This window comes from Bradyrhizobium paxllaeri (assembly GCF_001693515.2).
GTDB lineage: Bacteria > Pseudomonadota > Alphaproteobacteria > Rhizobiales > Xanthobacteraceae > Bradyrhizobium > Bradyrhizobium paxllaeri.
In genome coordinates this window covers 2400351-2413654 of sequence record NZ_CP042968.1, presented here as the reverse complement: position 1 = coordinate 2413654, position 13304 = coordinate 2400351, and the positions used below count along the sequence as shown (strand labels likewise).

General features: G+C 63.9%; 10 protein-coding genes. 5 read left to right on the top strand and 5 right to left on the bottom strand.

Going from position 1 to position 13304, the window contains the following annotated elements; all coding sequences use genetic code 11:
- Positions 1-2 precede the first annotated feature (2 nt).
- The 4 genes from LMTR21_RS11280 to LMTR21_RS11265 all read right to left on the bottom strand — a co-directional run bounded on the left by LMTR21_RS11280 (position 3) and on the right by LMTR21_RS11265 (position 7497).
- Complete coding sequence (locus tag LMTR21_RS11280; RefSeq protein ID WP_246175433.1) at positions 3-1463, bottom strand: hypothetical protein; 1461 nt, start codon at positions 1461-1463, stop codon at positions 3-5.
- Positions 1464-1567: 104 nt separating this feature from the next.
- Positions 1568-4687 (bottom strand): efflux RND transporter permease subunit, encoded by a 3120-nt coding sequence (locus LMTR21_RS11275; RefSeq protein WP_065756806.1) that lies wholly within the window; start codon positions 4685-4687, stop codon positions 1568-1570.
- Between the two features lie 25 nt (positions 4688-4712).
- Positions 4713-5957 carry an efflux RND transporter periplasmic adaptor subunit gene (locus LMTR21_RS11270; RefSeq protein WP_065756805.1) on the bottom strand — a complete coding sequence of 415 codons (1245 nt, stop codon included), beginning with the start codon at positions 5955-5957 and terminating at the stop codon, positions 4713-4715.
- Positions 5958-6102: 145 nt separating this feature from the next.
- Positions 6103-7497: a CoA transferase gene (locus tag LMTR21_RS11265; RefSeq protein WP_065756804.1), complete on the bottom strand. Its 1395-nt coding sequence runs from the start codon at positions 7495-7497 to the stop codon at positions 6103-6105.
- Between the two features lie 162 nt (positions 7498-7659).
- Here LMTR21_RS11265 and LMTR21_RS11260 point away from each other — a divergent pair, with 162 nt between their 5' ends.
- The gene (locus tag LMTR21_RS11260) at positions 7660-7947 is read left to right on the top strand and encodes a hypothetical protein (RefSeq protein ID WP_057838409.1); all 288 of its coding nucleotides are present in this window, start codon (positions 7660-7662) and stop codon (positions 7945-7947) included.
- 215 nt (positions 7948-8162) lie between these two features.
- Here the strand turns inward: LMTR21_RS11260 and LMTR21_RS11255 are convergent, their stop codons facing one another.
- A complete protein-coding gene (locus LMTR21_RS11255) occupies positions 8163-9425 on the bottom strand; it encodes an IS110 family RNA-guided transposase (RefSeq protein ID WP_065756803.1) in 1263 nt (420 codons plus the stop codon).
- A 442-nt stretch (positions 9426-9867) separates the two neighbouring features.
- On the opposite strand from LMTR21_RS11255, the gene LMTR21_RS11250 reads away from it, so the two are divergent.
- The 4 genes from LMTR21_RS11250 to LMTR21_RS11235 all read left to right on the top strand — a co-directional run bounded on the left by LMTR21_RS11250 (position 9868) and on the right by LMTR21_RS11235 (position 13032).
- Positions 9868-10638 (top strand): SDR family NAD(P)-dependent oxidoreductase, encoded by a 771-nt coding sequence (locus tag LMTR21_RS11250; protein ID WP_065756802.1) that lies wholly within the window; start codon positions 9868-9870, stop codon positions 10636-10638.
- Between the two features lie 250 nt (positions 10639-10888).
- Positions 10889-11161: a PilZ domain-containing protein gene (locus LMTR21_RS11245; protein WP_065756943.1), complete on the top strand. Its 273-nt coding sequence runs from the start codon at positions 10889-10891 to the stop codon at positions 11159-11161.
- Positions 11162-11554: 393 nt separating this feature from the next.
- Positions 11555-12472: a hypothetical protein gene (locus LMTR21_RS11240; RefSeq protein WP_065756801.1), complete on the top strand. Its 918-nt coding sequence runs from the start codon at positions 11555-11557 to the stop codon at positions 12470-12472.
- Positions 12473-12564: 92 nt separating this feature from the next.
- A complete protein-coding gene (locus tag LMTR21_RS11235; protein WP_065756800.1) occupies positions 12565-13032 on the top strand; it encodes an MgtC/SapB family protein in 468 nt (155 codons plus the stop codon).
- Positions 13033-13304: the final 272 nt, after the last annotated feature.

The following is a 13304-nucleotide window of genomic DNA, read 5'->3' as shown; positions in this document are numbered from 1 at the left end:
GCTCAGGCCGGCGCGCGGCGGCGCGAGATCACATAGGTTTCGTCGTTGAACCACAGGCCGCCATGCTTCTTCAGAACGCGGTCGGTGGCTTCGAGATAGCGGCCATCGCGGACCACTTCCGAAAGCCTGTTATCCTCGATCTGCGCCACGTAGATCGCGGCGTTCCAGGCGGCGAACAACGTCGAGGTGCCGATCGGCCCGCTGACCTCGTCCGGCAGCGTGTGCATGTGATAGCGGAAGATCGAGCGTGCATCCGAGGACGCATTGAAATTGTAGTGCCGCGCCGCCGCGCCAAGCTCGTGCTTGACCTGACGCAGGATGGCGTAGCGATCGGTCTTGAAGGGATCGTCGCCCGGCCAGATCTGGTCGATGATCTCGCTGCCGGGATCCCTTCCATGCGAGTGGATGCCGATCAGCCGTCCGCCCGGCCGCAGCGACTTGACCAGCGGGGTCACCACTTTCGAGGCCTTGAACTCTACGCTCGCCCGCGCCCGGTAGGGCTGCGAGGCGATCACGAGGTCATAATCGGCCATCACCCGTCCGGGCCGCGGCATGATCGGGTCGAGCAGGAACGAATGATCCTCACGCCGCAGCGTCAGGATCACCGGACGCTGATAGACCGGATTGCCTGTGGTCGGGCTGATGCCGGCGCGCCAGTTCTCGGCGAGGAAGCCTTCGAGCTCGCCGATCTGCTCGGCGAAGCCGTGCGCGGTGTTGCCGGTCAGCGTGACATCCTTCCAGATCAGGCCTTGCGCTGAGGTCACCGAGCGCGGCGTCAACCACGGCGCCTCGGCGTAATAGAGGTTGGTGACGACCAGCACAGTGGCGGGATGCTCGAACAGGCGGTCGGCCATCTTCTCCAGCATCAGGCGGACGTCCTCGTAACTGATCTCCTTTGCCACGACATAGAGCGGCATGGTGGGGAAGCGCGCATGTACCGCGCGCATCACCCGCGACAGCACGGTGCCGTCGCCGACGCCGGCGTCGAAGATGCGCAGCGCCGGCGGCGCCGGCTGCAGATTGCCGAGCTCGAGCGAGATGCGGTTACCGACCTCGGATTTCTCGCTGCAGGTCGAGACGAACAGCAGATACTTTTGCCGGTTGTCGAAGAATCGAAAGCCTGGATGCGCAACCGCGCTGGCGGTGGCTTCGCCGTTCAGCGGCTTGGCCGGTGAACTGGTTGGCGCGTCGGCCGATGTAGGCCAGTGCTCGGCAAGGTAGGCGCGGACCTTGTCGAGCGTGCCTGTGGTAATCCTGGCGCCGTCGCGCAAGCGCGAGACCAGCTTGCCGTCATTGACCACCAGCCGTCCGAAGGTCGATTCGGCCGTGCGCGTCTGGCGGCAATAGTCGCGGATCTCTCCGAGTATCTGCTCGGCCGTCGGCGCGGTCTTCGCAGGCGGCGCATGGCCGTTAGTTGGGCCTGCAGAGATTTGGCTAGTGCCCTGGCTTTCCTCGATCCGCATGGCTTGCTCCTGCGGTTGTCCCTGCCGGTATCAAGGAACGGCCGCAGGTTTGCGTCAACCACAAACCGAGTGGGCAGGAAACATGGGCACGTGCCCACACGGCTCTAGCGCGCCCGGCGCGAGAATACCGAGATGAGGACCGGCAACGTCACCAGGATCACCACCGGCGCCAGCATCATGCCGGTGACGACCACGACCGCGAGCGGCTTTTGCACCTGCGAGCCGATCCCCTCCGAGAGCGCCGCCGGCAGCAGTCCGACGCCCGCCACCACGCAGGTCATCAGGACGGGGCGCAGTTGCAGTTCGCCGGTGCGGATCACCGCGCGCATCCGCTCATAGCCTTCGTCGATGAGCTGATTGTACTGCGACAGGATGATGATGCCGTCCATCACGGCGATGCCGAACAGCGCGATGAAGCCGATCGCCGCCGAGACGCTGAACGGAATCCCCGAGATCAGCAATCCGAGCACGCCGCCGAAGATCGCCATCGGGATCACGCTCATGGCAAGCAAGGTGTCGCCCATCGAACCGAAATTGAAGAACAGCAGCACGCCGATCAGCGCGAGGCTGATCGGCACCACGATCGACAGCCGGCGGATGGCGTCCTTCAGGTTGCCGAACTCACCGACCCATTCGATCCGCGAGCCCGGCGGAAGCTGGACCTGCTCGGCGACCTTCTCCTGCGCTTCATGGATCGCGCTGCCGAGGTCGCGGTTACGGACCGAGAACTTGATCGGCAGATAGCGTTCCTGCCCTTCGCGGTAGATGTAAGCGGCGCCCGAGATCAGGTTGATCGAGGCCACCTCGCTGAGCGGGATCTGGGTAATGCCGCCCTGCCCGGCCACGCCGATCCGCAAATTGTGGATCGCCTCCGCGCTCTTGCGGTACTCCGGCGCGAGGCGAACGATGATCGGGAAGTGGCGATCGCTGCCGGGCTCATAGATATCGCCGGCGCTGTCGCCGCCGACCGCGACCTTGATGGTGGCGTTGATATCGCCGGGCGACAGGCCGTAGCGCGCGGCGCGGGCGCGGTCGATGTCGATCTGGATCGTCGGCTGGCCGAGCGAGGTGAATACCGCAAGGTCGGTGACGCCCTGCACGGTACCGAGCACGGATTTGATCTTGTTGGCGGTATCGGTCAGCGCCTGCAGGTCGTTGCCATAGAGCTTGATCGAGTTCTCGCCCTTGACGCCCGAGACGGCCTCCGAAACGTTGTCCTGCAGATATTGCGAGAAGTTGAATTCGACGCCCGGGAATTTGTCCTGCAATTGCCCGAGCAGTTGCGCCGTCAGCTCGTCCTTGTCGCGGGTGCCGGGCCATTCGCTGTTGGGTTTGAGCGGCGCGAAGAATTCGGCGTTGAACAGGCCGGCGGCGTCGGTACCGTCGTCCGGGCGTCCATGCTGCGACACCACCGATTCCACTTCGGGACGTGCGCGGATCATCCTGCGCATCTCGTTGACGTAGGTATTGCCCTCTTGCAGCGAGATGGTCGGCGGCAGCGTGGCGCGAATCCACAAATTGCCTTCTTCGAGCTTGGGCAGGAATTCCAGCCCGAGCAGCCGCGCGAATGCAATCGTCATCAAGAAGAGCGCGGCAGCGCCGGCCAGTACGATCCTGCGGTTCGCAATCGCCCATCTCAGCACCGGCATGTAGAGCCAATGCAGGAACGCCATGAAGCGGGTCTCGGTTTCCTGCATGTGCGCCGGCAGGATGATCGCGCTGAGCGCAGGCGTCACGGTGAAAGTCGCGAGCAGTCCGCCGGCCAGCGCATAGGCATAGGTCCGCGCCATCGGCCCGAAGATATTGCCCTCGACGCCGCTCAGCGTGAACAGCGGCAGGAAGGCGGCGATGATGATGGCGGCGGCGAAGAAGATCGAGCGCGACACGTCGGCGGACGCCGACAGAATGGCGTGGCTCTTCATTCCCATCGTGGTTTCGAAGGAGATGTGGCTCTGCTCAGCCTCAGACAGCGCGGTCGTCTGCGTCAGCCGCCGGAAGATCGCCTCCACCATGATCACGGTGCCGTCGACGATCAGGCCGAAATCGATCGCGCCGACCGACAGCAGGTTGGCGGATTCGCCGCGCAGCACCAGGATGATGACGGCGAAAAACAGCGCGAACGGAATCGTCGCGCCGACGATCAGCGCGCTGCGGAGATCGCCGAGGAACATCCACTGCAGCAGCACGATCAGGATGATCCCGACCACCATGTTGTGCAGCACCGTATGCGTGGTGATGTCGATCAGGTCCTTGCGGTCGTAGATCCGCTCGATCCTGACCCCGGGCGGCAGGACGCTGGAGTTGTTGATGTCGCGAACGAGCTGTTCGACCCGGGCGATGGTCGGCGAGCTCTGCTCGCCGCGCCGCATCAACACAATGCCCTGCACGATGTCGTCGTCCTGGTCGAGGCCGGCGATGCCAAGCCGCGGCTTCTCTCCGATCGTGACATGGGCGATATCGCGGACCAGCACCGGATTGCCGCCGGACTGCGACACCATGGTGTTGTTGAGATCGTCGATCGAGCGGATCAGGCCGACGCCGCGCACCACGGCGGATTGCGCGCCGATGTTGACGGTGTTGCCGCCGACATTGATGTTGGCGTTGCTGACGGCCTGCAGCACCTGCGGCAGCGTCAGCCCGTTGGCGACCAGCTTGTTGAAATCGACCTGCAACTCGTAGGTTTTGGTCTTGCCGCCCCACCCCGTGACGTCGATGACGCCGGGCACCGCGCGGAAGCGGCGCTGCAACACCCAGTCCTGCAGCGTCTTGAGGTCGAGCACGCTGTAGTTCGGCGGGCCCTTCAGGCGGTAACGAAAAATCTCGCCGATCGGGCTGAGCGGCGAGATGGTCGGCTGCGCGCCACCTGGAAGCGGCGGCAATTGCGCCAGGCGGTTCAACACCTGCTGCAGCGCCTCTTCATAGGTATAGTCGAAGGAGAACTGCAGTTTGACGTCGGACAGGCCATACAGCGAGATGGTTCTGATCGTGCGCAGGTTCTTGATGCCGGCGACCTGGGTCTCGATCGGGATCGTGATGTAGCGCTCGATCTCTTCCGACGACAGGCCCGGGCTCTGTGTCACGATATCGACCATCGGCGGGGTCGGGTCGGGATAGGCCTCGATGTTGAGCTGCCTGAACGCGATCAGGCCGCCGACCAGCACGGCGACGAACATACCGACCATCAAATAGCGGCGGCTGACTGCTAGGGCGACCAGGCGATCCATTCAGATCGAAGCTTTCAGTGAGGGATCAGCTGCCGGACGCGGCGCGATCGATGAAGAGTGCGCCCTTGGTGACGATCTGCTCGCCGGGCCTCAAATTGCCGACCACCTCGACGAGATCGCCATTGGTGAGGCCGGGCTTGATCTGACGCAGTTCAATGGTCTTGTCCGGATGCGCGACCCAGATCCGGACCTGCTCGCCTTCATAGATCAGCGCCTGTTTCGGCACGCCGACCGCGGGACGGTCGCCCGCCGAATAGATCGTGACGTTGGCGAACATCTCCGGCTTCAGCGTGCCGTTCTTGTTGTCGATGGTGGCGCGCACAAGCAGCCGCCGCGTCGCCGGATCGATCGCGGTAGCGACATAGTTGATTCGTGCCGACAGCGTACGTCCGGGCAGCGCCAGCACGCTGAAACTCACCTCCTGCCCGATCGCAACGTTGGCGCAATCCGACTCGCGCACGAACGCCGTCATCCAGACGGTGGAGAGATCGCCGATCACATAGACGGGGTCGCTGGCGCCCGCGTTGACATATTGGCCCGGGCCGATCTTGCGCTGGACCACGGTGCCGCCGAGCGGTGCGAAGATGGTGATCTCGGGATTGATGCGGCCCTTCTCCTGGAAGGTCGCGATGTCGTCATCGGTGAGGCCGAGAAGACGCAGCTTGTTGCGAGCCGCCTGCACCGCCGTTTCCGACGAGCGCATGTCGTTCTGCGCCTGGATCAGCGTCGCCTGGCTCTGCTGATAATCCTTCAGCGGGACGGCCTTGCCTTCGAACAGATCCTTGGCGCGTGCTCCCTGCAACTGCGCTAGATCGAGCGCGGACTTCGCCTTGTTCATGGCGGTCATCGCCGCGATGAAATCATTTTGCGCCTGAACGTTGTCGGCCGCCTCGATCACGAACAGCGGCTGGCCCTTGACGACGCTGTCGCCCGGCTTGGCCAGCAGCCTGGTGACGCGGCCCGCATAGGGCGAGAACACCGGCGTCGAGCGATCTTCATCGATCGCGATCTTGCCTTCGGTGACGTTCTCGGCGCGGAAGCCGCGTTCGGTGACGGGCTGAATGGTCAGGCTGGCCCATTCGGCGGGACTCGGCGTGTAGCGCTGCAGGCCCTTGCGCGACTGGCTCGAGATTTCCGAATGCCCGCGCTTTGCGCCGCCGATCTGGGCGTAGCCATAGGCGCCCGCACCGACGAGGACCAACAGGCCGATGGCCACGGTCAGCCGCTGCCGGGTAACGATCTGCAATCGCTTGGTAAACACCTTGAGCATCCGACCCGGAACCATTCAGCGACGTTTTGTCTCACCCTGCGCTAATAGGGCCCATTTGGCGCTTTAGACAACCTAAAAATCGAAAATCAGCCCTGGCGGGGAGGTTAAAGTTTGGAGAACTGGGGCTGGCCGCCCGATGGCTGCCTCATTCGCGTGCCGGCCATTGCGGTGGATGGGTACCGAGCGGCATCGCCGGACGGGCCCAAAACGCTGGGGTTTTCGACAGAGTCGCGGAATGCCGGACCGACCGCAGTGCACCAAAACCTGAGTCGACCTCCTCGATAAACGGCATCACCGCCTCCCCCGTAAGATCCCGGGTATCCAACCCGCCGGCGACCCGCCCGAGATTCCACAGCCACCGCCCGGTCTGCGCCAGCGACACCTGGACGTGCCAACTGCCGCCTTCACGCGCCTGGCGCGCTTTCGCCATCATGGCGCCGAACGCCATGACGTAGCCGGTGGCGTGGTCGAGCATCTGCGCCGGCAATTCCTTCGGACCATCGATACCGGCCGCCTGCCCCTCGGCATGGTTGAATCCGGTCGCGGTCTGCACCAGCGAGTCGAAGCCGCGCCGCTCCGCCCATGGCCCGGCCGCACCATAGGCGGACAACGTGACATAAATGATACCGGGATTGATGCGCGCCGTTTCCTCCGGCGAGAAGCCGAGGCCGGCCAGCGCGCGCGGCCGATAACCTTGCGAGAAGATATCGGCCCGCGCCAGCAACTCCCGCAACACGGCCCGCCCCTGCTCCGTCATGAGCTCGACAAAACTCGTCAGCTTGCCGCGGCCGGTATCGATCGTGAGCCAGGGAATCGCCGGCAGATCCGGCCCCGAGATCAGCAGCACATCGGCGCCGTGGGCGGCGAGCGTCCGTCCCGCCACGGGACCTGCGATGACGCGCGACAGATCGAGCGCGCGAACACCGGCGAGTGGCCGGTTGCCCGCTGGCCACGGCTTTGGTGCGGCCTCGCCGATTTCCGTGATCGAGACCAGCGGCAATGCCGCGAGCGCCCTGGCATGCGGCGTCGCCGACCATTCGTCATGCGAACGCATGAAGGCAACGACGCCGCCGTTCGCATAGGCCGCGGTCTCGAACGCCTCGCCGTTCCATTGCATCAGCGCGGCCTGCACGGCGTCGCGCTCCGGCTTGCAGTTCAGCACGCTGCAGACGGCGTCGCGATGGTGCGGAAAATTGGTGTGCAGCCGCACGAAGCCATCGCTGACCTTGTAGACACCGGCGATCGCGTCCCAGGCCGGTGGTGGCGGCTTGTCATCGACGCGCAAATATCGCTCGCTCCGGCATTCGACCACGGCATGGCGCATGTCGACCGAAACGCCCTGCGCCTCCCCGCTGCGCATTTTCCAGACCTCGGCAGCCGCGAGCGCGCTCGCGGCGACGCTGACCTGCGCTGCGGCAGCGACGCGAAACGATGACGGCAATTGCGGCTCGTCGCCGGTCAATGTGAGCGTGTTAAGTGCAGAGGCTTCGCCGCCGACAGAGGTCCAGATATCGGCAAGGATTTCGCTGGGGCTTTGCATGAACGCGTCTCTTCCCTAACGTTCGTCTCGAACATTCCAGTCAACGTAGCCCGGATGGAGCGCCAGCGAAATCCGGGAACGATCTTGCCACGCGGATCGCTCTTACCCGGATTGCGCTTCGCTTCATCCGGGCTACGCGTCCTCAACCCGGAAGGAGTTGCAATGGCGGCCATCGACCCTCTGACGGCGGGAGCCGTTTTCCTTGCGACCGCAGGGACCGACGCGGTCTATGTGATGTTCACTTCAGCCGTGGTGCACCGCAAGCGCGTGCCGGCGGCGACCTGGAGCAGCATCTGGTACGTGCTCTCGTCCTACGCCGTGATCAGCTACACCGACAATTGGGTCTATGTCGTGTTCGCCGCTATCGGCTCATGGGTCGGCGCCTATGCGACGATCACCTTTTTGCACCGACCGCCCGGCGGCCCGCCCGTTGGGGCGGCGCCGGAGTAGGATGTGCATGCCAGCCTGTAGGACCTCCTAGCCTTGGTCAAGAGGTAAGCGTCCTTGGCGGCGAGCGTAGCGCCGTGCTCGACGCTGTCGAGGACGCTTCGCGCCGGCTACGCCGGTGCCGATGGCATCCTTGACAGCGCCTGCGCGCGGCGCTGTTGCGTTCGGCAGGTCGGGACGAAGGAATGGTCACCGGCGGCCGAACAAAGGAATGAGGATTACCGTTTCGCGGCGACGATCTGCGAGCTCCTGTGGTCTGCGTCATAGACGGTCTGGCGCTTGAGCGTCGTACACAAAGCGGACAGCAAGCGGTCGCCCACGCCGCGCAAGGCGCGCGCATGACCGTGGCCGCGCTGCCGCAAGGCATCATAGCGTTGCCGAGCGGCAGTATCGCGCTGGATGGCGACGCGCGACCAGTGATGGACGGCGGTCTGCAGCCGTTTGTTGCAGGCCAGGCGGCGGATCACGAAGCGGTGCTTGCCGCTTTGTCGCGTCACCGGAGCAACCCCTGCCAAGGCGCGCAAGGCGTGATAGTCTCGGGCCTGCAGCGGTTGTGCTGCCTCGGTGAGCAGCGTGGCGAGAATAATCCTGCCGATTCCCGGCCAGGAGCGAAGGATTGTCACGTCATGCTGCTCACGGCGCTGCCCCGACGAGTTCTCCTCGTCCTGCGCTCCAAGCCTGGCGCAAAGGCCGTCCAGGGCGTCGTGGGCTTCCTTGGTCTGCTGATTGACCAGACGCATCCGTGCCGCAAGGCTGCGGATATGCGCGCAAGCAGCCTCCGTCGTGCCCGGTGCGACGAACAAGGCGCTCTTGCGCAAGATCTGCAGCACGGTGGCGGCATCGAGGCGCCGGATGCGATGGTCCTTGAGGATACGCGCGATCGTCTTCTCCGAGGCCTTCGCGGCGGCGGCAGGGGTTGGTACCTTGTGCCACAGCGCCAGGAACCAGTCGTCGCCAACATCGTCGGTCAGTTCGGCCGCCTGCGGATAATAGCGCCACAGTTGCTGGCGAAGGCGGTTGGCCAAGCGCGTCCGCTCCTGCTGCAGTTCGTCGGCAATACGCGACCACTCGCGCAGTTCGATCACCACCGGATTGTCGGGTGCAAGCCGACGGAAGGCCTTCCGGTCGGTGCGCAGCGAGTCTCCAAGGACATGCGCGTCACGACTGTCATCTTTGGCGCCGGCGACCGTGAAGCGATCGCGGAAACGATCGAGTTGCTTTGGATTGATGGCAAAGACTACAAGACCGTGCTCGAGCAGCATCTCCACCACAGGGCCGTGCGGCATCTCGATCGCCACAGCGATCTGCCCCGGGACGCCCCCGGTCTTCTCCAGCAACCAATCTCGCAGCTCCGTCAATCCGGCTCCGCCATGGGCGAACTCCCGCTCGCCTACGCGTCTTCCTTTGGCATCAAGCAGGCAAACGCGATGGCTCTGCGTTGCCCAGTCGATCCCGACGAACCAATGCACGTCCTCGACCATTTGCTGACCTCCTCGTTCTCACAGCGGGCCACTGCGATCCCGATCGGTTCCTGTACTGGCACTCTCGGCGCATACCTCCTATTGGATCTCGATCGCAGCCGCTCCACCGAGGCGCGGGTCCTACGTGGGCGCTCGTAGCGCTGATGGGTCACGCAGCTCCCGGCAGATCGGCCCGTGCCACCACTCTACACCAGTAGACTGGTGCCGAACGCCGGAACGGTACAGGATGGGTCGAGCGCAGCGATACCCATCAATGCTGGTTGCAGAACGATGGGTATCGCTGCGCTCCACCCATCCTACAATTCTGCGCTCATCCGAATTGCTACGAACTGCGGCCTAACCGCGTCTTTGAAGAGAGCGGCGCACCACACGCACTTTGAGCTTTCTCCCGCGCTACCTTCATCGCTACAATGCTCTGCGGATCAATCAAGGAAAAAACAAAATGGACTTGGGTTTGACGGGCAGAAACGCCGTCGTGCTCGGCGGCACGCGCGGCATCGGGCGGGCGATTGCCGACACGCTGGCGGGCGAAGGCGCGGGCGTCGCGGTGTGCGCGCGCAATGTGGATCAGGTCGCGGCGACCATCACCGAGCTGAAGGCGCATGGCGGGCGCGCGACCGGCGCCTCTGTGGACGTCACCGACGCGGCCGCGTTGAAATCATGGATATCTGATACGGCCAACGAGCTCGGCAGCATCGACATGCTGTTTTCCAACGCTGGTGCAATGGCGCAAGGCGGCGATCCCGCGTCCTGGGAGCAGAATTTTCGGCTCGACGTGCTCGGCGCCGTCAACGCCTTCGAGGCGGCGCGGCCGTTTCTCGAGGACAGCGGCGGGAAAACCGGCGACGCGGCCTTCGTCATCATCTCGTCGGTCTCAGCCGCGCAGGCCGACGCCGCCAGCTCCTACGGCCCGATCAAGGCGGCGCTGATCCACATGGCCAAGGGACTGGCGCGGCAATACGCGGGCAAGAAAATCCGCGTCAACGTGGTGTCGCCGGGCACGGTCTATTTCAAGGGCGGTATCTGGAACATGGTCGAGCAGAACATGCCGAAACGCTACCAGGACGCACTGGCGCGCAACCCGACTGGCCGCATGGCGACGCCGCAGGAAATCGCCAACGCGGCAGTGTTCCTGGCAAGCCCTGTCTCCTCGTTCACGACCGGCTCGAACCTCGTCGTCGACGGCGCGATCTCGAACCGGGTGAATTTCTGAGGGGCACGTTGCGTAGGGTGGGCAAAGGCGCATCGCGCCGTGCCCACCATCCATCGACAGCGCAGCAGAATGGTGGGCACGCTTACCCACCCTACGATTTTCCGCAACGGTTGCGAGAGCCGGACTTACAACTCGCGAAGCAAACCAGGTCAATTTGAATCGATTAGCTAAGGGAACTTTACGAACTTGCATTCACTGTGGCCAGTGCTTCGAAGACCCAGCCGACTGGGTCCAATGACGGATGGCCACGATGATTGTCGACGAGCAAAGGACAAAAGTGCAGCGCGAGCCGCGACGCCAGCTGCGCAAACGGCCGACATGGGTGACGACCGACAACGGGGTGACGAAGATCGAATGCATTGTTCTGGACGTCTCCCCGGGCGGCGCCAAGATCGCGACCGATGCTCCGTTCGATGTCAGGGACAGCTTTGAACTGGCGCTGGTGCCCGAACATACGACGCGCCAGTCGTGCGAAGTGGTGTGGCGCCGGGGCAAGACCTACGGCGTGAAGTTTCTGGCTTGAGGTAGGCGAAGAAGCAGCCACCGTTCTTCAGGCATCTCTGTCGGCCTGCATTCGATTCTCTCTCCGTCATGGCCGGGCTTGTCCAGGCTTGTCCCGGCCATCCACGTCTGTTGTTACCGAAGCAAAGACGTGGATGCCCGGCACCCGGCTACGCCAAAGGCTTCGCCGCGGCTCTTCGTTCTGGCGCGCCGGAGCTTTAGCGGAGGCGGCAAGGCCGGGCATGACGAGCCCATGAGAGGCTTGCAGGCCCGACTGTCACAATCGCGGCCCTCCTCGCGACCGGAGCGCTGTCCCTGCACTTTGCCCCCGCCGACATACTCTCGTCGTGATTGGCCTCGACGTATGACTGTATTATTACAGTCAGATGTCAGTTCGATTACAGCGGAGCGGCGAATGAGCTTGGAATGGCGGGCGCGGTCAGTTTCCCTGGCCTGGTCAAATCCCGTGTCCTGGTGGTGGGGCCTCTTGACGCTGGTGAGCGGCGTCAACATCGCCGTCTGGTTCGTGCTGTATCGCGAGCTTCCGAGTCCGCCGGCCGGCGCCGTCGGCAGCCTATCCGGCACCGGCGCCATGCTGCTGTTCTGCGCGGCCTATGTGTTCGGCTGCGCCTTCCGGTCGTTCCTGCCGCGCGCCGACGTGCAGCGGATCTGCCTGTTCGACACCTGGCTGTCGAGTGTCATGGTCGGACGTTCGGTGGCAACCGTCGCCGAGGTATGCTTCGTGGCGCAATGGGCCATCATCCTGCACCAGCTCGGCACCATGACCGGCGCGGAAACCGTGACCAATGTCGCGTGGGTGATCGTGCCGCTGATCCTGATCGCGGAATGCCTGTCATGGTATGCGGTGCTGACGAGGAATTATCTCGGCAACGCCATCGAGAATTCGCTGTGGGCGGTGGCCTTCTTCGCCATTGGCGTCGCGCTTTGTCGTCTGCTGCCGGAATTCAACGGTGCGGTTCGCGTGATTCTCGTCGCCGCCACCGCCGGCATCGCATGCTTTCTGGCGTTTCTCATGACGATCGACGTCCCGATGTACCTGAAGCGCTGGCGGACCGGCGATGCCGATGGCGACAAGCGCCTGACGCCGCGCGAGGGCCTGCGCGACGTCAGCACGCGCTGGGTGGTGACGCACGACCTTGCGGAGTGGAAGGACGAGATTGCCTGGATGTCGCTTTACTTCAGCCTGGCGGTCTGGTCGAGCCTTGCGCTGTGCGTGTTCTATTCGCTGGAAAATCATCTGCCGCAGTACCGGACCACGGCAGCAATCACGAGCGTAGCGCCGGGTGCGACCGTCGTCGGCAGTCCCAGGTGAGGCAGAAGCCGCCGCGCTGAAACTTTGCGCCGCATTGCCGCGTTACATGCCTGTATCGCGGTTAGCGGGGCTTTGTTTCAGAAGGGCGTGTTTTGGACCGGTTTCAGATAGGTGTTCATTTTCTGACGCTGGCGGCGGCTTTCGCGCTAGCCATCCCGATCGGCTGGGACCGTGAAAAGCGGGCGCGGAGCGCTGGGCTGCGCACCTTTCCGCTGGTCGCCCTGGCAAGCTGCGGATTCGTGCAGGCCAGCGAACAGCTGATGGTGAGTTCTCCCGATGGCATGTCGAAGGTGATCGAAGGCGTGATCACCGGCATCGGCTTCATCGGCGGCGGCGCCATCCTCAAGCAGGGCACCACCGTGCAGGGCACGGCGACCGCCGCGAGCCTGTGGGCGACCGGCGCAATCGGCGTTTCCGTCGGGCTCGGCAGCTACGACGTCGCGGTGACGGTGGCGGTGTTCACATTCCTGACGCTGAGGCTGCTGACGCTGGTGAAGGAAGAAGACGACCTCGAGGACGGCGGGAAGAGCGAGCGCAAGGGCGAGACCAAGGCGGATTGAGCCAAGGTTCGATTTTACCTTGACTGCTCGCAGGGAGATCAAGCCGCAGGCGCAACCAGAGGCGTATGATGCACAATAGTCACCGCGCCGTGAGGGTATTTCGTCGCCGTGGACAGCATGAAGTATTCCGCGCCTTGCGCGAAGCCATTTTCTCGGCCGAGGAAGAAATCTTGAAACGGTGACGTCGTAAAGTGATCCCGTGATCAGACAGGAGTCGATCATGTGGACTCTCATCAACATGCTCTACCGGGAATATTGCCTTGCCCGGCTGC

What these genes read in the sequence shown, in the direction of transcription:
- LMTR21_RS11280 (WP_246175433.1), bottom strand. Translation starts at nt 1,463, where the DNA reads ATGCGGATCGAGGAAAGCCAGGGCACTAGCCAAATCTCTGCAGGCCCA.
- LMTR21_RS11275 (WP_065756806.1), bottom strand. Translation starts at nt 4,687, where the DNA reads ATGGATCGCCTGGTCGCCCTAGCAGTCAGCCGCCGCTATTTGATGGTC.
- LMTR21_RS11270 (WP_065756805.1), bottom strand. Translation starts at nt 5,957, where the DNA reads ATGCTCAAGGTGTTTACCAAGCGATTGCAGATCGTTACCCGGCAGCGG.
- LMTR21_RS11265 (WP_065756804.1), bottom strand. Translation starts at nt 7,497, where the DNA reads ATGCAAAGCCCCAGCGAAATCCTTGCCGATATCTGGACCTCTGTCGGC.
- LMTR21_RS11260 (WP_057838409.1), top strand. Translation starts at nt 7,660, where the DNA reads ATGGCGGCCATCGACCCTCTGACGGCGGGAGCCGTTTTCCTTGCGACC.
- LMTR21_RS11255 (WP_065756803.1), bottom strand. Translation starts at nt 9,425, where the DNA reads ATGGTCGAGGACGTGCATTGGTTCGTCGGGATCGACTGGGCAACGCAG.
- LMTR21_RS11250 (WP_065756802.1), top strand. Translation starts at nt 9,868, where the DNA reads ATGGACTTGGGTTTGACGGGCAGAAACGCCGTCGTGCTCGGCGGCACG.
- LMTR21_RS11245 (WP_065756943.1), top strand. Translation starts at nt 10,889, where the DNA reads ATGATTGTCGACGAGCAAAGGACAAAAGTGCAGCGCGAGCCGCGACGC.
- LMTR21_RS11240 (WP_065756801.1), top strand. Translation starts at nt 11,555, where the DNA reads ATGAGCTTGGAATGGCGGGCGCGGTCAGTTTCCCTGGCCTGGTCAAAT.